The sequence below is a fragment of the Methylorubrum sp. B1-46 genome (assembly GCF_021117295.1).
Classification (GTDB): domain Bacteria; phylum Pseudomonadota; class Alphaproteobacteria; order Rhizobiales; family Beijerinckiaceae; genus Methylobacterium.
In genome coordinates this window covers 2,542,192-2,561,618 of record NZ_CP088247.1, presented here as the reverse complement: position 1 = coordinate 2,561,618, position 19,427 = coordinate 2,542,192, and the positions used below count along the sequence as shown (strand labels likewise).

Genomic DNA, 19,427 nt, shown 5'->3' with positions numbered 1-19,427 from the left:
TTGCGCAGGCAATGTGCAAACAAAGCGGAATATGTAGGCAATGACGCCGAAATCGATGAATTTTCGGGCAGAGCGTGAGCCAGTTGCATGCATGAGCCGGTGAAACACCCGAAGGCCGCGGAGCGGCTGCTCACCGTTGAGGCGGTGCGCCGGGTCGATGCTGCGGCGATCGCCGCCGGCACGCCCGGCCTGACCCTGATGCAGGCGGCCGGCGCCGCGGTCGCCAGACGCGCCCGTGCCCTGGCGCCGGATGGCGGCCGGATCCTCGTCCTGTGCGGCCCCGGCAACAATGGCGGCGACGGCTTCGTGGCCGCCCACCTGCTGGCAGAGGCTAACTACCGCATCGATCTGCGCCTGCTCGGCGAGCGTGCCGCGCTCAAGGGCGACGCGGCCCTCGCCGCCGAGGCCTGGACCGGCCCGATCGGTACCGCGGAAGCGGACATTCCGCTGGTCGATCTCATCATCGATGCCCTGTTCGGCGCCGGCCTGTGCCGCGATCTGGAAGGGGCCGCTCGCGCCCTGGTCGAGGCCGTCAACCGCTCCGGCATCCCCGTGGTGGCGGTCGATGTGCCGAGCGGCATCGACGGGGACAGCGGCGCGGTGCGCGGCCTCGCGATCGAGGCGACCGAGACGGTGACCTTCGTCGCGCTCAAGCCCGGCCACCTTCTGGAACCGGGGCGGACGCATTGCGGCGCGCTGCACGTCGCTCAGATCGGCACGGGCGAGGCCGCCCTCGCCGCCGGGCTCGCCGGGGAGGCGCGGGCGCTCTATCGCAACGCGCCCGGTCTGTGGCGGCTGCCGCGGCTCACCGCAGGCAGCCACAAATACACCCGCGGCCATGCCCTCGTGCTGTCGGGCCCGGCCCACCGCACCGGTGCGGCCCGGCTCGCCGCCCGCGGTGCGTTGCGGATCGGCGCGGGCCTCGTCACTGTGGCCTCGCCCGCCGCGGCGCTGGCGGAGAACGCCGCGCACCTCACCGCGATCATGCTGCGCGCTTGCGAGAGCGCCGACGACCTCGACGATATGCTGGCCGATGAACGGCTGAACGCGCTGTTGCTCGGGCCCGGACTCGGCACCGGCCCGGCCACCTGTGACCTCGTCGCGGTCGCGGCGGGGGCCGGGCGTGCCCTGGTGCTCGACGCCGACGCGCTCACGAGCTTCCGCAGCGAAGTGCGCACGCTGTCCCGCCATATCCGGGACGGCGAAGCGCGGGCGGTGCTCACGCCCCACGAGGGCGAGTTCGCCCGGTTGTTCTCCGGCACGGACGCTGTGGCGGAGGGGCTCAGCAAGTCCGAGCGGACGGCGCGGGCAGCCGCGATCGCCGGGGCGGTGGTGGTGCTGAAAGGGGCCGACACGGTGATCGCCGCCCCCGACGGGCGCGCGGCGATCAACGATCACGGCACGCCGCATCTTGGCACCGCCGGCTCCGGCGACGTGCTCGGCGGCATCATCGCCGGGTTGCTGGCGCAGGGCATGGAGCCGTTCGAAGCGGCCTGCGCCGCCGTCTGGCTGCACGGCGATGCGGGCCTGCGGTTCGGGCCGGGGCTGATCTCCGAGGATCTTCCGGAGTTGCTCCCGGCGGTCCTGCGCGATCTCGTGGGCGTCGGCTCGCCCGCCGGCTAACCGGCCGCGGCCACCGCGTGCCTGCGGCCGTAGAGGGCGTAGAACATCAACCCGAACACGTTCCAGACCGCGAACCAGAGCTGGGTCGTCGTGGGCAGGCTGAAGAACAGGTATCCGCAGCCGAGAATCGTGATGCTGCCGATCAGCCAGGGCATCGGGGCGCGGAAGGTGCGCGGCGCCTTGGGCGCGCGGACGCGCATCACCAGCATGCAGGCCGCGACCGCGATAAAGGCTGCCAGCGTCCCGGCATTGGCGAGTGCCGCGAGTTCGCCCAGCGGAACGAGCCCGGCGAGGACGGTCACGACGGCGGCGGTGAAGAGGGTGATCCGCACCGGCGTTCCGGCCGGCGAGACCTGAGCCAGGCCCTGCGGCAGCATCCCGTCGCGGGCCATGGTGAAGAAGATGCGGCTCTGCCCGTAGAAGAAGGCGAGGATGACGGTGGGCAGAGCGATCACGGCGGAGGCCGCGAGGTACTGCGCCACCAGCGGCCGGCCGAGTTCGCGCAGGATCAGCGCCAGTGGCTCCGGACTGCCGGCGAAGCGGGTGTAGGAGACGGCCCCCACCGCGGCGACGGCCACCGCGACGTAGATCAGGACGCAGGCCGCCATCGACCCGACGATGCCGATCATCAGGTCGCGGCCGGGATTGCGCGTCTCCTCCGCGGCGGTGGCGATCGCGTCGAAGCCGTAGAAAGCGAAGAAGATGATCGCGGCCGCGGCCATGATGCCGCGCTCGACCCCGTCGGCGCCCACGCCCTTGGAGAAGCCGAACGGATTGAACGGCTCGAGATGGGTGGCCTCGAAAGCCGGCAGGGCGAAGGCCACAAAGACGATCAGCGCGGCGATCTTCACCAGAACCAGGGCGGCGTTGAGCGTGGCGCTCTCGCGGGTGCCGCGCAGAAGCAGCACGGCGACCAGGACGATGATCGCGACGGCCGGAAGATTGACGATGCCGCCCGCCTCCGGTCCCTGCATCAGCGGCTTGGGAAAACCGAACAGGCTTTCGAGGAGCGGTGCGGCGTAGCCGGACCAGCCGACCGCCACCGCACTCACCACGAGCGAGTATTCGAGGATCAGGCTCCAGCCGATGATCCAGGCCAGCAACTCGCCGAGCACGACGTAGCTGTAGGTATAGGCGCTGCCCGAGACCGGGATCATCGTCGCCATCTCGGCGTAAGCCAGTGCGGCGCAGGCGCAGATCGCGCCGGCGATGGCGAAGGAGAAGATGACCGCCGGCCCGGCCTTGGCCGCCCCGACGCCGATCAGCGTGAGAATGCCGGTTCCGACGATCGCGCCGACACCGAGCGCCACGAGGTGGGGCCAGCTCAGCGTCCGAGCCAGCCGTCGCTCCCCGTCGGGCTCCCGGCGCAAGGGCTTGCGGCGAAGGAGGCTGGACGTCATTCGGACTCCTGTCGCGCGGGTGCCGCCGGGCGCTACGGTGAAAGGCCCGTCCGGTCCGCCGCCAGCAACTCGGCGCGCTTGCGCTCGTCCGGGGTGAGGCCGGCGGTCGCCTGATCGAGCCCGGCATCGGACCGACCCTGCGACGCCGCGGCGAGGTTCCAGGCCGCGGCCTCGACGAGGTTCTTCGGCACGCCGCGGCCGAAGAGGAAGAGCTTGGCGATCCGGTTCTGGGCGATGGCGTTGCCGCGCTGCGCCGCGTGCAGGAAGTAGCGGGCGGCGCGCGCCTCGTCCTTGGGCACGCCGTCACCGTTGAACAGCCGGATCGCGAACTCGACCTCGGCCCCGAGATCGCCGTTGTCGGCGGCGCGTCGGAACCATTGCGCGGCCTGGGTCGTGTCCTTGGGAACGCCCTTGCCCTGCAGATAGAGCACGCCGAGCGCGTATTGCGCGGCGGGAACCTCGGCCTCGGCGGCTGTGCGGAAATTGGCGACGGCGGCGGCGAGATCGGCCGGCTTGTCGCTGGCGAGCTGGATCAGCGCGAGGTTGTAGCTGGCGGTGGGCTGACCCTTGCGCGCCGCCTGTTCGAGCCAGGCGCGGCCGGCCTTCTCGTCCTTCGGCTGCCCGCGCCCGTCCATCGCCATCATGCCGAGGGAGGCCATGGCGTTGGCATCGTTCTGGAGGGCGGCGAGCCGGTACCATTCGTGGGCCCGCTTGGGGTCCTGCTTCACCCCGAGGCCCTGATTGTAGAGTTCGCCGAGCAGCGTCATCGCCGCGGCGTCCTTCGGGTTCGCCTCGATACGCCGCGTCGCCTCGCGAAAGGCCGTGACGTAGCGTCCGCGCTGGTAGGCGCCGTAGGCCACGTCGGCATTCGGGTTCGCGGCGGCCGGCTTCGCCCCCTCGGCATTGGGCGAGTAGGGCGAGGGCAGCTCGCGCTTCAGATCGAGCTGGTTCGGTTTGGCCGGCGTCTGCGCAGCGGGCGCCTTCGCCGTCGGCTGGTTCGGGGCGGCGTGCAGCCCGCCGATGCCGAGGATGGCGCAAGCGCTCAAGGTCGAGAGGGACCGAGCCCCGGCTCCGAAGAGGGCTGTCCCCGCACGCCCGAGAGCCATTCTGCCCCTCCCCCGCAGCAGCAGGAGGGCCTTTGAGCGCCTCGCCCCATTCCTCTCATTAAAAAAGATCATCACACCTGATCGAGCTGCGCCTGCGCGGCCCGCACACCTTCGGGATCGTCGCGCCACAGGCCGCTTTCCAGCCCGACGAACTCCGCCCCCGCTCGCGCCAGCGCCGCAACATCCCCGGCGGCGGTCGCGACCGCGATGCACGGGGTCTCGAAGATCTCGGCCCACCACGTCGCGCGCTCGCGCACCTCCTCCGCGTCGGGGGCAACCCCATCGGGGAAGAGCCCGCCGAACATCAGGTAATCGACGCCGGTCTCGCCCGCGACCATCGCCGCATCCCGCGAGCCGAGCACGCCGCCCGTCCCGAGGATGCGCCCGTCGCGCAGGCGCCCGCGCCAATCGCGCAGGGTGTCCTCGTCCGCACGGTCGAGATGCACGCCGTCCGCTCCGCCGCGGGCGGCGACGGAGACGATATCGCCGGAAAATCCCGGCACGCAGACCAGCACCGCCGCGCCGCGCGCCTGTGCCGACGGCGCCAGTTTCTTGACGAGGCCGACGAGGCTGCGCTCGTCGGCGGCCGCCAGCCTCAGGATCACCGCCGCCACGTCGCCCGCGGCGCAGGCCGCGTCGAGCGCCGCGGCGGTCGCCTCGGCTTCGGCTGGACCGAGGCTGTAGGGGGTGAGGAGGGCGAGGCGGGGCCGCGGCGCCGCCGAGTCTTTCTCGGCCATGATCGGATTAGGCGTCGATCTTCGGGTCGAGGGAGCCGTTGGCGTAGCGCTTGGCCATCTCGGCCACCGAGATCGGGCGGATCTTCGAGCCCTGGCCGGCGGTGTTGAACTCCTCGAAGCGCTGCTTGCACAGCTTGGTCATCGCCTCCATGGCCGGCTTGAGGTACTTGCGCGGATCGAACTCGGAGGGGTTCTCGGTCAGCACCTTCCGGATCTGACCGGTCATCGCCATGCGGTTGTCGGTGTCGATGTTGATCTTGCGCACGCCGTGCTTGATGCCGCGCTGGATCTCCTCCACCGGCACGCCCCAGGTCGGCTTCATCTGGCCGCCATACTGGTTGATGATGTCCTGAAGATCCTGCGGCACCGAGGACGAGCCGTGCATGACGAGGTGGGTCGTCGGCAGGCGGCGATGGATCTCCTCGATCACGCCCATGGCGAGCACGTCGCCGTCCGGCTTGCGGGTAAACTTGTAGGCGCCGTGGCTGGTGCCCATGGCGACGGCCAGCGCATCGACCTTGGTGGCGGCCACGAACTTCACCGCCTCGTCCGGATCGGTCAGGAGCTGGTCATGGGACAGGACGCCCTCGGCGCCGTGGCCGTCCTCGGCCTCGCCCTGGCCGCTCTCCAGCGAGCCGAGCACGCCCAGCTCGCCCTCGACCGAGACGCCGGCCCAGTGGGCCATCTTGGTGACGTTGCGGGTGATCTCAACGTTGTAATTGTAGTCGGCCGGGGTCTTGCCGTCGGCCTTGAGCGAGCCGTCCATCATCACCGAGGTGAAGCCGTACTGGATCGCCGTGGCGCAGGTGGCTTCGTTGTTGCCGTGGTCGAGATGCATGCACACCGGGATGTGCGGGTAGATCTCGACGAGGCCGTCGATCAGCTTGGCCAGCACCACGTCGTTGGCGTAGGCGCGCGCACCCCGGCTCGCCTGCAGGATCACTGGCGAGTCGGTGGCATCCGCCGCCGCCATGATGGCGAGCCCCTGCTCCATGTTGTTCAGGTTGAACGCGGGCACGCCGTAGCCGTACTCGGCGGCGTGATCGAGGAGCTGCCGGAGGGTGATGCGTGCCATGGTTCGATCCTCGTGCGATGCGGCCTCAGCCGGGCTTGTCCCGTGTTGAGGCCAATATAGGTGCCGCCGCGCCGCAAGCCGGTGCCGCGGCGTGAAAAACTTGGACTTACTCCGCGCCGTTCTCCCTCTCCCCTCTGCAGGAGAAGTTGGGCTCCGAAGGGGGGTCGGGTGAGCGGCCGGCTCAGGCCCTTCCGGAAGGCGTCGCCTCCCTCTCCCGCCTGCTCCGCGGGCCCCTTCTCCGCAGAGGGAGGAGGGTTACGGCGCGGCGCTAACCCTTCGCGCGCAACGCCTCGACGCCGGGCAGTTCCTTGCCCTCGAGCCATTCGAGGAAGGCGCCGCCGGCCGTCGAGACGTAGGAGAAATCCTCGCCGACGCCCGCATGGTTGAGCGCCGCCACCGTGTCGCCACCGCCCGCCACACTGACGAGCTGACCGGCCTTGGTTCGGGCCGCCGCGTGCCGGGCCACCGCCACCGTGCCGGTGTCGAACGGCGTCAGTTCGAAGGCACCGAGCGGGCCGTTCCAGACCAGCGTGCGCGCCTCGTCGATGGCGCCGTCGATCGTGGCGATCGAGGAGGCGCCGACATCGAGGATCATCGCGTCGGAGGGCACGGCATCGACCGTCACGGTCTCGTTCTCGGCGTTGGCCTTGAACTCGCGCGCGACCAGCGCGTCGGCCGGCAGAATGATGGTGCAGTTCTTCTCCTTGGCCGCGGCCAGAATGCGCTGGGCGGTCTCGGCGAGATCCTTCTCGCACAGCGACTTGCCGACATCCTTGCCCTGCGCGTGCAGGAAGGTGTTGGCCATGCCGCCGCCGATCACCAGCATGTCGACCTTGGCGACGAGGTTTTCGAGAAGGTCGATCTTGGTCGAGACCTTGGCGCCGCCGACGATGGCGATGACCGGGCGGGCCGGGGATTCAAGGCCCTTGGTGAGCGCGTCGAGTTCGGCCTGCATCAGGCGGCCGGCATAGGCCGGCAACAAACGGGCGAGTCCCTCGGTCGAGGCATGCGCGCGGTGGGCGGCAGAGAACGCCTCGTTGACGTAGAGGTCGCCGTTGGCGGCCAGCGCCTGCGCGAACTCGGCGTCGTTCTTCTCCTCACCCGCGTGGTAGCGGGTGTTTTCGAGGAGCAGCACGTCGCCGTCGTTCAGCGCCGCGACTGCCTTGGCGGCGGCCTCGCCGACGCAATCCTCACCGAAGGCCACCGGACGGCCGAGCTTTTCGGACAGCGTCGGCAGGATCGGCTTCAATGAATCCTTCGGGTCCGGCTTGCCCTTGGGGCGGCCGAAATGCGCGAGCAGGATCACCCGTCCGCCCGCGTCGGCGATCTCGCGGATCGTCGGCACCACGCGCTCGATCCGGGTCGCGTCGGTGACGCGGCTGCCCTCCATCGGCACGTTGAGATCGACGCGCAGCAGCACGCGCTTGCCCTTAAGCGGGCCGGCATCGTCGAGGGTGCGGAAATCCGTCATGGCGGCGTCGGGTTCTTCTCAGATCGCTCTCCGCCGAAGTGGATACCGGTTCGGCGTGAGAGAGCGCGGCAAAACAGGAGCTTATGGCCGGGCATGATCGTGGCGCGATCGTGCCTGGTCCTAAGGGTTGGAGGCCGGGGGAGTGGCGGGCGTGGTCTGGCTCTGGCCACCAACGCCGTGCGGCAGCATCCGGTCGAGGTTCAGCCGCTGCACGGCCACCATCAGCGCGACGGTCAGCACGGCCGTGATGATCGCGGTCAGAACGAGGGCACCGGTGCCGGGCAGGCGGCCGACCCGGTCGGACAGGGTGCGGACTTCGCTGCGAAGCGACGAGAGGTCAGCCTGACGGGCCGCATCGTTCATCCGGGCCGAGGCCGACTCGACCTTCTCCTCGACGCGCGAGAGCAGCGCCTCGGAGCGGGCGTACTTGTCCTCGATGCGCGCGGTCTTGTCCTCGATGCGGGCAAGCTGGTCGGCGTGATGGCCGGCGCCGGAGGCGGGCAGCTCGGCCTTGCCGACGCTCGGCGAAGGGGCCGCGGCAACAGGCGTCGCGGCGGACGGCGCGGAGGAGGAGGAAGAGGTCGGGGGAATGAAGGCGCCCCCGGAAGGCTTGGCCGGCGAAGTCTCGGTCATCGCATACGCACCTTGGATCTTCGGCGAGCCGGGCTCGCCTAAGGAAACTCGAAGGCAGTCCGGAGCGGCCGACGCAGACGGCCGGCCGCTCCCATGGAAGCGTAGCTAGAGCGTCAGATCAGCTTGGCCATGGCCACGGCGGTGTCGGCCATGCGGTTCGAGAAGCCCCACTCGTTGTCGTACCAGGACAGGATGCGCACGAAGGTGCCGTCCATGACCTTGGTCTGGTCGAGGTGGAAGGTGGACGAGTGCGGATCGTGGTTGAAGTCGATCGACACGTTCGGCCGGTCGGTCACGCCGAGCACGCCCTTGAGCGGGCCCGCGGCCGCCGCCTTGATCGCGTCGTTGATCTCCTGGACCGAGGTCTCGCGCTTGGCGGTGAAGACGAGATCGACCGCCGAGACGTTCGGGGTCGGCACGCGGATCGCGGTGCCGTCGAGCTTGCCCTTCAGCTCCGGCAGGACGAGGCCGACGGCCTTGGCGGCACCGGTCGAGGTCGGGATCATCGACAGCGCGGCGGCGCGCGCCCGGTAGAGATCCTTGTGCATTTGATCCAGCGACGGCTGGTCGTTGGTGTAGGAGTGGATCGTGGTCATGAAGCCGCGCTCGATGCCCACCGTCTCGTGGAGGATTTTGGCGACCGGCGCGAGGCAGTTCGTGGTGCAGGAGGCGTTGGAGACGACGAGGTGCTCGCCCGTGAGCCGGTCGTGGTTGACGCCGTAGACCACCGTCAGGTCGGCGCCGTCGGCAGGTGCCGAGACGAGGACGCGCTTGGCGCCGGCGTCGAGGTGGGCCTTCGCCTTGTCCTTCGAGGTGAAGATGCCGGTGCACTCCATCGCGATGTCGACACCGAGATCGCGGTGCGGCAGCTCGGCCGGGTTGCGCACGGCGGTGACTCGGATGCGCTTGCCGTTGATGACGATGTCGTCGCCCTCGACCGCGACCTCGGCCGGGAACCGGCCATGCACGGAATCGTAGCGCAGCAGATGGGCGTTGGTCTCGACCGGGCCGAGATCGTTGATCGCGACGACCTCGATATCGGTGCGGCCGGCCTCGACGATGGCACGCAGCACGTTGCGGCCGATGCGCCCGAATCCGTTAATGGCAACCTTGACGGTCACGGCGTGACTCCTTCGTGATGGGGCGCACCCGCGCGCCGATGGGAAGCAGGTCGGGCCCGCCGGAGGCATTCGCGCGCGGCGCCCGAAGACGATGAGACCGCTCCAAACGGGGCGGGACTGAACCGGGGATGAACCGTGACGCGGCCCGCACCCGTCCGGTCGGCGGACGGTCTGAGCGGAGAGCCGGAAAAGATCACGGTTTTGGGAATCCGTTGGGCGGCCCCGCGCCGGGGGATCGGGGCCGGGCGCCGGCTCTCTAACATGGCCCTCCGGACTGTCAAAGATCGTGGGTAGGCCTGTGAATTGTCTGGAATTTCGAATGCTCTTGGCTGAAACCTGTTGGCCGCGAAGGTTCGGAGTACCGCGAAAGTTCGTCCGCGGTCGGCCGTTTGCGTTCTGGCCGCCGCGGCGCCGGGCGCGTTCCGTGGCAGGCTCCGGCGAAACGGCAACCGACGGGTGATTATGGCGCGAGCGGATTCAAGGGCGGCGCAGGCGCGAGAGCAGCAGGGCGGCAGCCTGGAAGAGGCGCTGCACCGACTCGACACGGCGCTCGCGCTGCTGGAGACGGCGGTGGCCCGTAAGCTCGAAGCCGAGCGCAGCCGCGGCGACCGGGAGACGGAATTCGCCCTGCTCGAAGAGGACCGGGTGCGGCTCGCCGCCGAACTCGACGCGGCGGGCGCGCGGCTCGCGCGGATGACGAGCACCACCGGCGAGGTCAACCGCCGCCTCGATCGTGCCATCGAGACCGTGGAAGACGTCCTGTCCGGCCCGACCGGGCGCTGAGTTCGAGTCAGGTTCAAACGCGGATGCCGCACGTCAACGTCACCATCGCGGGCAAGAGCTATCGGATGGCCTGCGGCCCCGGCGAGGAGGACCATCTCGCGGCGCTCGCCAAGAGCTTCGACGACCGGGTCACCGAGATGCGCGGCACCTTCGGCGAGATCGGCGACATGCGCCTGCACGTGATGGCCTCGTTGACGCTGGCCGACGAGCTGCACGAGGCCCGCCGCCGCATCGCCGATCTGGAGCGCAACGCGGCCCAGGGCGCCGCAGAGCAGGCGCGGCTCGCGGGGGGCGTCGGCGTCGCCGCCGAGCGCATCGACCGACTCGCGCGGGCGCTGTCGGGCCAATCGGTCGGGCCCTCGGGCGGCAAGGGCGAGCAAGGACGAGATTGAACGTGGCGGTCGAGAGGGGCCGGACGACCGGCCGCGAGACGAAGATGCCGCAGCTGGATCATGGTGCCGGCTTCGAATTTCTGGAGCGCAACGCGATCGCCCCCTGGCGCCCGAGCCCCGGCAGGTCTATCTCTGGCAGGCGGGGCTGCAGAGTTCGTCAGGAGAACTTTCCCCGGGGCCTTATCGACTCCCTCGGGAGCTGTCACTGGCCTCGTCCGTGGACTTGGCCAACACGGCGCCCACCTACTCTGTAGGTTTCCCGGGATCGACACTCCAACGGCTCAAGTGGCTCCGCACTCTTCCCCTGAACGCTCGCTCAAGGCGAGCCTCCGCGCCGAGGCGCTCAAGCGCCGCGATGCGCTCTCGCCCGAGGCCCGTGCCGCCGGCTCGCTCGCCGCCGCCGAGACGATCGCGGGCCTTCCCGAACTCGCGCAGGCGCCGCTGGTCGGCGCCTTCTGGCCGATCCGCTCCGAGATCGACCCGCGCCCGCTGATCGAGCGCCTGTTCGCCCGCGGCCAGCGGGTGGCCCTGCCGAAGGTCACCAAGCAGGGCCTCGTCTTCCGCGAATGGCGGGCGGGCGAGGAACTGGTTCAGGGTGGCTTCGGCCTCAGCGAGCCGCGCGACGATCTTCCGCCCCTCGACCCCACCGCCCTGATCGTGCCGCTCGCTGCCTTCGACCGCGCGGGCCAGCGCATCGGCTACGGCGCGGGCTACTATGATCAGGCGATCGAGCGGCTCTCGAAGAACGGTCCGGTGCTGACGGTGGGCATCGCCTTCTCCGTCCAGGAGATCGAGCGCGTCCCGGCCGAGCCGCACGACCGTCCCCTCGACCATCTCGTCACCGAGACCGGACCCGTCCCGCTCCGGCAAGGCTGAACCGTTTACGATGCGCATCCTCTTCCTCGGCGACATCGTCGGACGCCCCGGCCGCCACGCCGTCACCGAACGTCTTCCCGGTCTTCGCGAGCGCTGGCGGCTCGATTGCGTGGTCATCAACGGCGAGAACGCGGCCGGCGGTTTCGGCATCACCGAATCGATCTGCGACGAGATCCTCCAGGCCGGCGCCGACGCGGTGACGCTCGGCAACCATTCCTTCGACCAGCGCGAGGCGCTCGTCTTCATCGCCCGCCAGCCCCGGCTGATCCGGCCCGCGAACTACCCGCCCGGAACGCCGGGCCGGGGCGCGACGGTGATCGAGACGGCGCGCGGCGCCCGCGTCCTCGTCGTCAACGTCATGGGCCGGATCTATCTCGACCCCCTCGACGACCCCTTCACCGCGGCTGACCGGGAACTCGATGCGTGCCCGCTCGGGGCCGCGGCGGATGCGGTCATCGTCGACATGCACGCCGAGGCGACCAGCGAGAAGCAGGCCATGGCGCATTTCCTCGACGGCCGCGCCAGCCTTGTCGTCGGCACCCACACCCACGCGCCCACCGGCGACCACCGCATCCTGCCCGGCGGCACGGCCTATTTGTCCGACGCCGGCATGTGCGGCGACTACGACTCGATCCTCGGCATGCAGAAGGACGAGCCTGTGCGCCGCTTCCTGCAGAAGACGCCGGGCTCGCGGCTCGAAGCGGCCACCGGCGAGGGCACGCTGTGCGGGGTCGCGGTCGAGACCGACGACGCGACGGGACTGGCCAAGCAGGTCTGGGCGGTGCGGCTCGGGCCGCATCTGGAAGAGACTTGGCCGCGCGCCTGGGACTGAGTTCCCGCGTCAGGGCGCGTTGAACGAGCGCGCGCCGCGACTTGATCGCGGCCGGCCGAGCCGCCAGAGTGCCGCCGATTTCGTCACAGCGGTGCCGCCGGTCCCGGCGTCAGGCCCCAACTCGAGTATGGACCCGATGGCGGCCCGTTCCGCGTCCCCCGATACGCCCCCCGTGGCCAAGCCCGGCATGACGCTGGTGCGGATGCTGGTGTTCCTGGCGCTCGCGGGCTTCCTCGCCTTCGTCCTCTACAAGCAGATCACCCCGGCCTTCCTCGCCAATCCGGGCCTGAACGGCCTGATCCTCGGCGTTCTGCTGATCGCGGTGCTGCTCGCCTTCGGGCAGGTGACACGGCTGTTTCGCGAGGTGCGCTACGTCAACGCGGTCGCCGCCGGGCAGAACCCGAAGGAGAGGCCGACCCTGCTGGTGCCCCTGCTGCCGGCCATCGCGGCTCGGCGCGAGGGCGTGACGCTGACCTCCACCCGCGCCCATCTCGACACCACCGCTGTGCGGCTCGACGAGGGCCGCGAGATCCTGCGCTACATCGCCGGCATCCTGATCCTGCTCGGCCTGCTCGGCACCTTCTGGGGCCTGATCGAGACGCTCTCGGCGGTGGGTTCGGTGATCGGCGGCATGCGCGGCGGCGGAGACGCGGCCGTCATGTTCGACGAATTGAAGAGCGGGCTCGCGGTTCCGCTCTCCGGCATCGGCCTCGCCTTCTCCGCCTCGCTGTTCGGCCTCGCCTCCTCGCTGATCGTCGGCTTCCTCGATCTGCAGGCAGGCCAAGCCCATTCGCGCTTCCACAACGAACTGGAAGACTGGCTCTTCTCCGGCGAGGAGCAGGCGGTCGCCACGACCACCGTCGCCGCCCGGCCGGCGCCGGAACACAACCCGGCCATCGCCCGCGAGCTTCAGGCCGCGGTGGATCGGCTCAGCGGCGTCATCGCCGAGGGAGCGGGGGGCCGGGGCGCGACCCAGGCCATGACCAATCTCGCCGAGGGCATCCAGGGGCTGGTGCAGCATATGCGCGCCGAGCAGCAGATGATCCGCGATTGGGTCGAGGCCCAGGCCGCCCGCGAGCGCGAGCTGAAGCAGGTGCTCGACCGGCTGGCGCGCGAGAAGGTCAATTAAGAGCATGGTCGAGCGAAGTGGAGGCCGGTTCGCGTGAAGACCATGCGCCCTCAAATATCAGAGCCGCTCTCGCGGCAGCGGGAGGGGTGCTGAGATGGCTTCCGCCCGCGCGCGCTCGCAGCGCAGCCTGAATGTCTGGCCGGGCTACGTCGATGCGCTCGCCACCCTTCTGCTCGCGGTCGTGTTCCTGCTCACCGTCTTCGTGGTCGGGCAGTTCTTCCTGTCGCAGGAGCTGACCGGACGCGACGCGGTGCTCAACCGCCTCAACCGTCAGATCGCCGACCTCACCGACCTGCTGGCGCTGGAGCGCTCCAGCCGCCGCGCCCAGGAGGAGGCCGCCTCGGGCCTGCGCAACACGCTGACCGCCACGGAGGCCGAGCGCGACCGCCTCCGGGCGCTCGCCGATGCCAGCGAGGCGGCACAGGGCAAGAGCGCCGACGTCGACGCGCAACTCGCCGCCGAGCGCGGGGCGACGCAGCGGGCGCAGAACCAGGTCGAGTTGCTCAACGAGCAGATCCGGGCGCTTCGCCGCCAGCTCGCGGCGCTGGAGGACGCGCTGGCGGCGTCCGAGACCCGCGACCGTGAGAGCCAGGCCCGCATCGCCGAACTCGGCAGCCGCCTCAACGTCGCGCTCGCCCAGCGGGTGCAGGAACTCGCCCGCTACCGCTCCGACTTCTTCGGACGCCTGCGCCAAGTCATCGGGAGCCGCACGGATGTGCGCATCGTCGGCGATCGCTTCGTCCTGCAATCCGAGGTGCTGTTCGCGGCGGGCTCCGCGGCGCTGAAGCCGGAGGCCGGGCCGGAACTCGACCGGATCGCCGGGGCGATCCTCGACATCGCCAAAGAAATCCCCGCCGACATCCCCTGGGTGCTGCGCGTCGACGGCCACACCGACGCGCGACCAATCCAGTCGGCGCAGTTTCCCTCGAACTGGGCGCTCTCGGCGGCGCGCGCCATCGCGGTCGTACAGTATCTGCGGAGCAAGGGGCTTCCGCCGCAGCGACTGCTCGCGGGCGCTTTCGGCGAGTTCCAGCCGCTCGATTCGGGAACGAGCGAGGAGGCTTATTCGCGCAACCGCCGGATCGAGATGAAGCTGACCGAGCGGTGAGAGCAATCCCTCTCCCCTCTGCGGGAGTGGGTGACCCTTAAAGGAGGGTCGGGTGGGAGCCGGTTAAGGTTCCTCCGGAAGCGTCGTCCCCTCTCTCACCTCGCATCCACGAGGCACCCTACCCCGCAGAGGGTGAGGGTTGGGCCGCTAAAACTCGCTCCGATACGCAAACAATCCTGGCACCCCGCCGGTCATCACGAACAGCACCGCCGCGCCGCGCTCGTAGGCGCCCGTGCGTACATCGTGGAGCAAGCCGGCAAACGCCTTTCCGCTGTAGACCGGATCGAGCAGCAGCCCTTCGGTCCGCGCCATCAGCCGCACGGCCTCGCGCATGCCCTCGGTCGGGATGCCGTAGCCCGGCCCGCGATGGGCGCCGTCCACGCGGATGGCATCGTCGGAAAGAGTCAGGCCGCCGTCGATCAGCGCGAGGGTCTCGCGGGCTTTGGCCAGCGTCGCCGCCCGGGCCTCGGGCTCCGGTGCCAGCACCGTGTAGGACTGGGCCAGATGCGGGTCCCGGCCGGCGGCGGCGAGGCCTGCGGCGAGGCCGGCATGGGTGCCGGAGCTGCCGTTCGGCACGACGATGCGGGCGAAGCCGAGGCCGAGATTGGCCGATTGCTCCAGGATCTCGGCAGCGCAGGCGGCATAGCCGAGGCAGCCGAGCGGGCTCGACCCACCGGAGGGAAAGACGAAGACGCGCCGCCCCTCCCCTCTCAGCTCGTCCGCGCGTGCCTCGGCCTGCGACCATGAATCGGCCTCACCCGGCAGCAGGTGGACGCGGGCGCCGAACAGATCCTGCAGCAGCCGGTTGCCGTTGGCCGTGTAGTCGGCGTCATCCCGCGGGACGCTGCGGGTGAGGAACAGCTCGCAGGCGAGCCCCATCCGCGCGGCGGAGGCGGCGGCGAGCCGGGCGTGATTCGACTGCAGCGCACCGACGGTGATCACCGTGTCGGCCCGCTCCGCCAGGGCTTGGCCGAGCAGGAATTCGAGCTTGCGCAGCTTGTTGCCGCCCAGGCCCACCGGGCCGACATCATCGCGCTTCACGAACAGGCGCACGCCGTTCAGCTCAAGCCCGAGATGGGTCGAGAGCCGGTCGAGGGAGCGGATCGGCGTCGGCCCGTCGGTGAGCGCCACGCGGGGAAAGCGGGTGAGGTCCATCGATCTCCTTTGCGCCCGCTATTCCGCCGCGTGCTTCGGGCGCGGGTCGCGGGATCGGGCACTCTCGTCGAAGCTGTCGGCGAATTGCAGGCTCGCGAGCTGCGCGTAGAGGGCGCCGTGGGCGAGCAGGCTCTCATGCGTGCCCTCCTCGACGATCTTGCCCCCGTCGAAGACGAGGATGCGGTCGGCGGCGCGGATGGTCGCGAGCCGGTGGGCGATCACCAGGGTGGTGCGCCCCTGCATCAGCCGGTCGAGGGCGTTCTGCACCGCGCGCTCGCTCTCGGCGTCCAGCGCCGAGGTCGCCTCGTCGAGAAGCAGGATCGGCGCGTCCTTGAGGATCGCGCGGGCGATGGCGACGCGCTGGCGCTGCCCGCCCGAGAGCGTGGTGCCGCGCTCGCCGAGCAGCGTCATGTAGCTCTGCGGCAGGGCGCGGATGAAGCCGTCGGCATTGGCGAGCCGGGCGGCCTCCTCCACCTCCGCCTCGCTGGCGCCGGGACGGCCGTAGCGGATATTTTCGAGAACCGTGCCGGAGAACACCACCGGGTCCTGCGGCACCAGAGAGAGGCGCTGGCGCAGCGCGTCGAGATCGGCCTGCGGCAGGGGTACGCCGTCGATCGTCACGCGTCCCTCATCGGGATCGTAGAAGCGCAGCAGCAGTTGCAGCACCGTGGTCTTGCCGGCGCCGGAGGGACCGACCAGGGCGATGCGCTCGCCCGGTGCCGCCGTAAACGAGATGCCGTCGAGGGCCGCGTGCTCGGGCCGGGTCGGGTAGCGGAAGCGCACCGACTCGAACGCGACGGCGCCGCGCGCCGGGCTCGGCAGGGCGACCGGGTGCTCGGGCGAGCGGATCGCCGGCTCCGCGGCCAGGATCTCGCCGAGCCGCTCGGCGGCACCCGCCGCCTGGGCAAGTTCACCGTAGACCTCGGAGAGCTGGCCCAGCGCACTGGCGCCGAACACGGCGTAGAGCACGAACTGCGAGAGCTGGCCGGCGGTGGTGGTGCCGGCGAGCACCTCCTTGGCGCCGTACCACATGACGCCGACCACCGAGGCCGAGATCAGGAAGATCGCCACGCCGGTGAGCAAGGCGCGCGCGGTGATCGAGGCGCGCGCCGCCCGGTAGGCGTTCTCGGAGGCGCCCGCGAAGCGCTCGGCGGTGGCGCGGCCCATGCCGAAGGCCTGCATCGTGCGCACGGCCCCGACGGCTTCGGCCGCGTAGGCGGACGCGTCCGCGAGCCGGTCCTGCGCCGCGCGCGACCGGCGGCGCACACCGCGCCCCGACAGGATCAGCGGGAAGACGATCAGCGGGATTGCGGCAAGCACGAGGATCGACAAGCCGGGGCTGGTCCAGACCATCAGGGCGACGGCGCCGACGAACAGGAACAGGTTGCGCAGCAGGATCGAGATCGAGACCCCGAACACCGCCTTGACCTGCGTCGCGTCGGCCGTCAGCCGCGAGACGATCTCGCCGGACTGCGACTTGTCGAAAAAGGTCGGATCGAGGCTCGTCAGACGGGCGAAGACCGCCGAGCGCAGATCCGCCACGACGCGCTCACCCAGCGTTACCACCGAATAATAGCGCCCGGCGCTCGACACCGCGAGCACCGCCACGACGCCGAGCAGAGCCACGAAGTAGGAGTTGATGAGGGCCTGCCCCTCCGGCGAGAAGCCGTGGTCGATCACGCGGCGAATCGCGATCGGCACGACCAGCGTCGCGCCCGACGCCGCGATCAGCGAGATCAGCGCCGCGAGGATGCGGCCCCGATAGCGGCTCGCGAAGGGGATCAGAGGTTTGAGCGCCCCGAGCGGCGCCCGCCCCCGGAGCGCCGCCCCCGGATCGCCCCCCATATCGTTCCCTCTGTCGCTCCTCGCGCCGGACGACGCGTCACGCCTGCGGGCCATCATTCCTCGACATCGTTTCGTCCCGTTCCTTGCCGCTTCTGTCTTATCGTTCTCGGCTCAGGCCATCGCATAAGCAGCACGCGCCGCGATTTCCAGTTCGGGCCGGACCTCGCGAGACGGCATGACCGATGGCCGTGCCGCGATTTCGCCTGCGACCGCCGATCCGTCCTCTCTTGTCCGTCGCCCGAGGCTGAGGTATAGGCGCGCCTTCATCGGAATGCGCGCGATGTTTTGCCCCTGGCTCCTCCCCTGAGTGGCGGGGCCGGTCGGCGTGCTACCTCAGGAATTCGTCATGGCAAAGAACGAGGCCGCCAAGGCCAAGGGGACCGAGCACCCCGACTACCACTTCATCAAGGTCGTGATGACCGACGGCACCGAGTACAAGACCCGCTCGACCTACGGCAAGGAAGGCGACGTCCTCAACCTGGACATCGACCCGACCACGCACCCGGCCTGGACCGGCGGCGAGCAGAAGATGCTCGATCGCGGCGGGCGCGTCTCGCGCTTCAACTCGCGCTTCGGCGGCCTCGGCTTCGGCAAGAAGTGATTCTTTTCGGGACGGACTCCGGTCCGGTTCGTTGAAACGGCGCCGCTCGCGGCGCCGTTTTCGTTTGTGCGCGAGGGACAACGCGCCGTTCGCATGAGTCCGCCGAGGGGCGGTGCCGGAACAGACACTTTTTCCCGAATCGAACGGGCGCGGCCATCGGCTGATGGCACGCGCCCGATCCGGCCCCGGCCTCGATCACCGGGAACGGCGTTTCGCGTCCGAACGCCTCACTCCCCGCCGAACGCGGCCCGCAGGCGACCGAACTGCGCGGTCACCGGGCTCTCCCGCGGCACCGGCACGGGACGGTCCTCGCTGATCAGCGCATCGAGGTGAAGGATGCGCGCGTGCAGCCGGCGCGAGCGGCGCACGAGATCCTGGAGCCGGACCGGCAGGGCGGCGAAGGCCTCACCGGCCTCCGGCAGGGCGCGCTCCGATTCGGCGAGCTTGACGCGGGTCTTCTCCTCCTGCGCCTGGCTCAACGAGAGTTCGCCCTCGGAGACCGCCCGCTGCACCAGCAGCCAGGAGGCGATCTGCATCAGCCGCGTGGTGAGGCGCATGCTTTCGCTGGCATAGGCGAGCGTGGCATCGCGCGAGATCAGCCGCGATTCGGCCCTGCCCTCCCCGTCGAGATAGGCCGCGGTCTCCTCGACCAGCAACATACCCTCGCGGAACAGGGTCTTGAAGGCCTCCGACGAAACGTAGGACTCGCCGAAGCTCACCCACTCACGGTCGTCCCGGAACGTGACGTCGAACTCGGTCATCCTGCCTCCTGTGCCGCCGGCGAACCATCTGTCCCGCCTCGGGACGATCTCGGTGCGAATGCAGCCAGTGGGGCAAGTGTAGCGCCGAACGCGAGCCGGGAGAGGGTTCACCTCTTTTTAACGTTAACGGGGCCGGCGCAACGGCGGGCGCGATGCCCGGCAGGGGCGTCGGCGCCAAAAAAGAAGCCGCTCCAGGGGAGCGGCTGTGACGAGTCTTACAGGGAGGCATCAAACAGACTGGACGGGGATCCCAATCAGGATCCAGACAATCTGGATGTGCCTCTTTGTACAACGGAAAGGTTAACGCAGCGTTAAACGCTCGATATGCCCTCGAAAAAGCTGCATGCCGGCCGCTTCGAAGGCTGAAAACGCGGTCGAATGCGATGCTGCGCCACCAGTACGCATGAGGACGATGCGCTTGGGTCGCAGCACCCTCCCGAGCCCTGCATCCGCATCGCCATGGCGTCATTGACTTGCGGCGCCCCCTCCGCCATAAGCCGCGCCATTGCGAAGCGGCGCCCTGTTCGGGGCGCCCTTCGCGTTTGCAGATCCCATTTCGAGGTCCACGCACGGTCCGCGCGCTGAATACAAGCGCCGCCGGGTCGATACCTCGACCGCCGGAGACCGATCATGAAGAGAACCTACCAGCCCAGCAAGCTCGTCCGTAAGCGCCGTCACGGCTTCCGCGCCCGCATGGCGACCGCCGGCGGCCGCAAGGTCATCGCCGCCCGTCGCGCGCACGGCCGCAAGCGCCTCTCGGCCTGATACAATCCGTGGCG

The 19,427-nt window shown here is 70.0% G+C and carries 19 protein-coding genes and 1 other RNA gene; 10 read left to right on the top strand and 10 right to left on the bottom strand.

The window, feature by feature from the left end; genetic code table 11:
• Positions 1-87: 87 nt before the first annotated feature.
• Positions 88-1,623: an NAD(P)H-hydrate dehydratase gene (locus LPC10_RS12005; RefSeq protein WP_231346867.1), complete on the top strand. Its 1,536-nt coding sequence runs from the start codon at positions 88-90 to the stop codon at positions 1,621-1,623.
• Here the strand turns inward: LPC10_RS12005 and LPC10_RS12000 are convergent.
• The 7 genes from LPC10_RS12000 to gap form a co-directional block, all read right to left on the bottom strand.
• Positions 1,620-3,023: an amino acid permease gene (locus LPC10_RS12000; RefSeq protein WP_231346866.1), complete on the bottom strand. Its 1,404-nt coding sequence runs from the start codon at positions 3,021-3,023 to the stop codon at positions 1,620-1,622. The two genes, LPC10_RS12005 and LPC10_RS12000, sit on opposite strands and share 4 nt — an antisense overlap.
• Before the next feature lie 32 nt (positions 3,024-3,055).
• Positions 3,056-4,129, bottom strand: coding sequence for a tetratricopeptide repeat protein (locus LPC10_RS11995; protein ID WP_231346865.1), 1,074 nt, complete (start codon positions 4,127-4,129; stop codon positions 3,056-3,058).
• A 71-nt stretch (positions 4,130-4,200) separates the two neighbouring features.
• A complete protein-coding gene (locus LPC10_RS11990; RefSeq protein ID WP_231346864.1) occupies positions 4,201-4,866 on the bottom strand; it encodes a thiamine phosphate synthase in 666 nt (221 codons plus the stop codon).
• Between the two features lie 7 nt (positions 4,867-4,873).
• Complete coding sequence (gene fba / locus LPC10_RS11985) at positions 4,874-5,941, bottom strand: class II fructose-bisphosphate aldolase (RefSeq protein WP_108940267.1); 1,068 nt, start codon at positions 5,939-5,941, stop codon at positions 4,874-4,876.
• Between the two features lie 268 nt (positions 5,942-6,209).
• The gene (gene pgk / locus LPC10_RS11980; protein ID WP_231346863.1) at positions 6,210-7,412 is read right to left on the bottom strand and encodes a phosphoglycerate kinase; all 1,203 of its coding nucleotides are present in this window, start codon (positions 7,410-7,412) and stop codon (positions 6,210-6,212) included.
• 120 nt (positions 7,413-7,532) lie between these two features.
• Positions 7,533-8,045, bottom strand: coding sequence for a hypothetical protein (locus tag LPC10_RS11975; protein ID WP_231346862.1), 513 nt, complete (start codon positions 8,043-8,045; stop codon positions 7,533-7,535).
• Positions 8,046-8,158: 113 nt separating this feature from the next.
• A complete protein-coding gene (gene gap, locus LPC10_RS11970) occupies positions 8,159-9,166 on the bottom strand; it encodes a type I glyceraldehyde-3-phosphate dehydrogenase (RefSeq protein WP_108940264.1) in 1,008 nt (335 codons plus the stop codon).
• Positions 9,167-9,628: 462 nt separating this feature from the next.
• Here gap and LPC10_RS11965 point away from each other — a divergent pair, with 462 nt between their 5' ends.
• From LPC10_RS11965 to LPC10_RS11935, 7 genes are all read left to right on the top strand, one after another.
• The gene (locus tag LPC10_RS11965; protein WP_231346861.1) at positions 9,629-9,949 is read left to right on the top strand and encodes a DUF4164 family protein; all 321 of its coding nucleotides are present in this window, start codon (positions 9,629-9,631) and stop codon (positions 9,947-9,949) included.
• 23 nt (positions 9,950-9,972) lie between these two features.
• Positions 9,973-10,341, top strand: coding sequence for a cell division protein ZapA (locus tag LPC10_RS11960; RefSeq protein WP_231346860.1), 369 nt, complete (start codon positions 9,973-9,975; stop codon positions 10,339-10,341).
• Between the two features lie 139 nt (positions 10,342-10,480).
• Positions 10,481-10,637, top strand: a non-coding RNA gene (ssrS, locus tag LPC10_RS11955) — 6S RNA.
• Positions 10,627-11,217 carry a 5-formyltetrahydrofolate cyclo-ligase gene (locus LPC10_RS11950; RefSeq protein ID WP_231346859.1) on the top strand — a complete coding sequence of 197 codons (591 nt, stop codon included), beginning with the start codon at positions 10,627-10,629 and terminating at the stop codon, positions 11,215-11,217. The genes ssrS and LPC10_RS11950 overlap by 11 nt, the downstream gene beginning before the upstream one ends.
• 10 nt (positions 11,218-11,227) lie before the next feature.
• Positions 11,228-12,049: a TIGR00282 family metallophosphoesterase gene (locus LPC10_RS11945; RefSeq protein ID WP_231346858.1), complete on the top strand. Its 822-nt coding sequence runs from the start codon at positions 11,228-11,230 to the stop codon at positions 12,047-12,049.
• 136 nt (positions 12,050-12,185) lie between these two features.
• Positions 12,186-13,178, top strand: a complete 993-nt coding sequence (locus tag LPC10_RS11940; RefSeq protein WP_231346857.1) for a MotA/TolQ/ExbB proton channel family protein — start codon at positions 12,186-12,188, stop codon at positions 13,176-13,178.
• 94 nt (positions 13,179-13,272) lie between these two features.
• Positions 13,273-14,286: a peptidoglycan -binding protein gene (locus LPC10_RS11935; RefSeq protein WP_231346856.1), complete on the top strand. Its 1,014-nt coding sequence runs from the start codon at positions 13,273-13,275 to the stop codon at positions 14,284-14,286.
• Between the two features lie 147 nt (positions 14,287-14,433).
• Here LPC10_RS11935 and LPC10_RS11930 read toward each other — a convergent pair whose 3' ends face one another.
• Positions 14,434-15,441, bottom strand: coding sequence for a D-cysteine desulfhydrase family protein (locus LPC10_RS11930; RefSeq protein WP_231346855.1), 1,008 nt, complete (start codon positions 15,439-15,441; stop codon positions 14,434-14,436).
• A gap of 18 nt (positions 15,442-15,459) precedes the next feature.
• Positions 15,460-17,340, bottom strand: a complete 1,881-nt coding sequence (locus LPC10_RS11925) for an ABC transporter transmembrane domain-containing protein (RefSeq protein WP_370644704.1) — start codon at positions 17,338-17,340, stop codon at positions 15,460-15,462.
• A gap of 292 nt (positions 17,341-17,632) precedes the next feature.
• Here LPC10_RS11925 and rpmE point away from each other — a divergent pair, with 292 nt between their 5' ends.
• Complete coding sequence (gene rpmE / locus LPC10_RS11920) at positions 17,633-17,887, top strand: 50S ribosomal protein L31 (RefSeq protein WP_108940255.1); 255 nt, start codon at positions 17,633-17,635, stop codon at positions 17,885-17,887.
• A 227-nt stretch (positions 17,888-18,114) separates the two neighbouring features.
• Here rpmE and LPC10_RS11915 read toward each other — a convergent pair whose 3' ends face one another.
• Positions 18,115-18,648 (bottom strand): DUF1465 family protein, encoded by a 534-nt coding sequence (locus LPC10_RS11915; RefSeq protein ID WP_231346853.1) that lies wholly within the window; start codon positions 18,646-18,648, stop codon positions 18,115-18,117.
• A gap of 630 nt (positions 18,649-19,278) precedes the next feature.
• On the opposite strand from LPC10_RS11915, the gene rpmH reads away from it, so the two are divergent.
• Positions 19,279-19,413 (top strand): 50S ribosomal protein L34, encoded by a 135-nt coding sequence (rpmH, locus tag LPC10_RS11910; RefSeq protein WP_012253788.1) that lies wholly within the window; start codon positions 19,279-19,281, stop codon positions 19,411-19,413.
• Positions 19,414-19,427 lie beyond the last annotated feature (14 nt).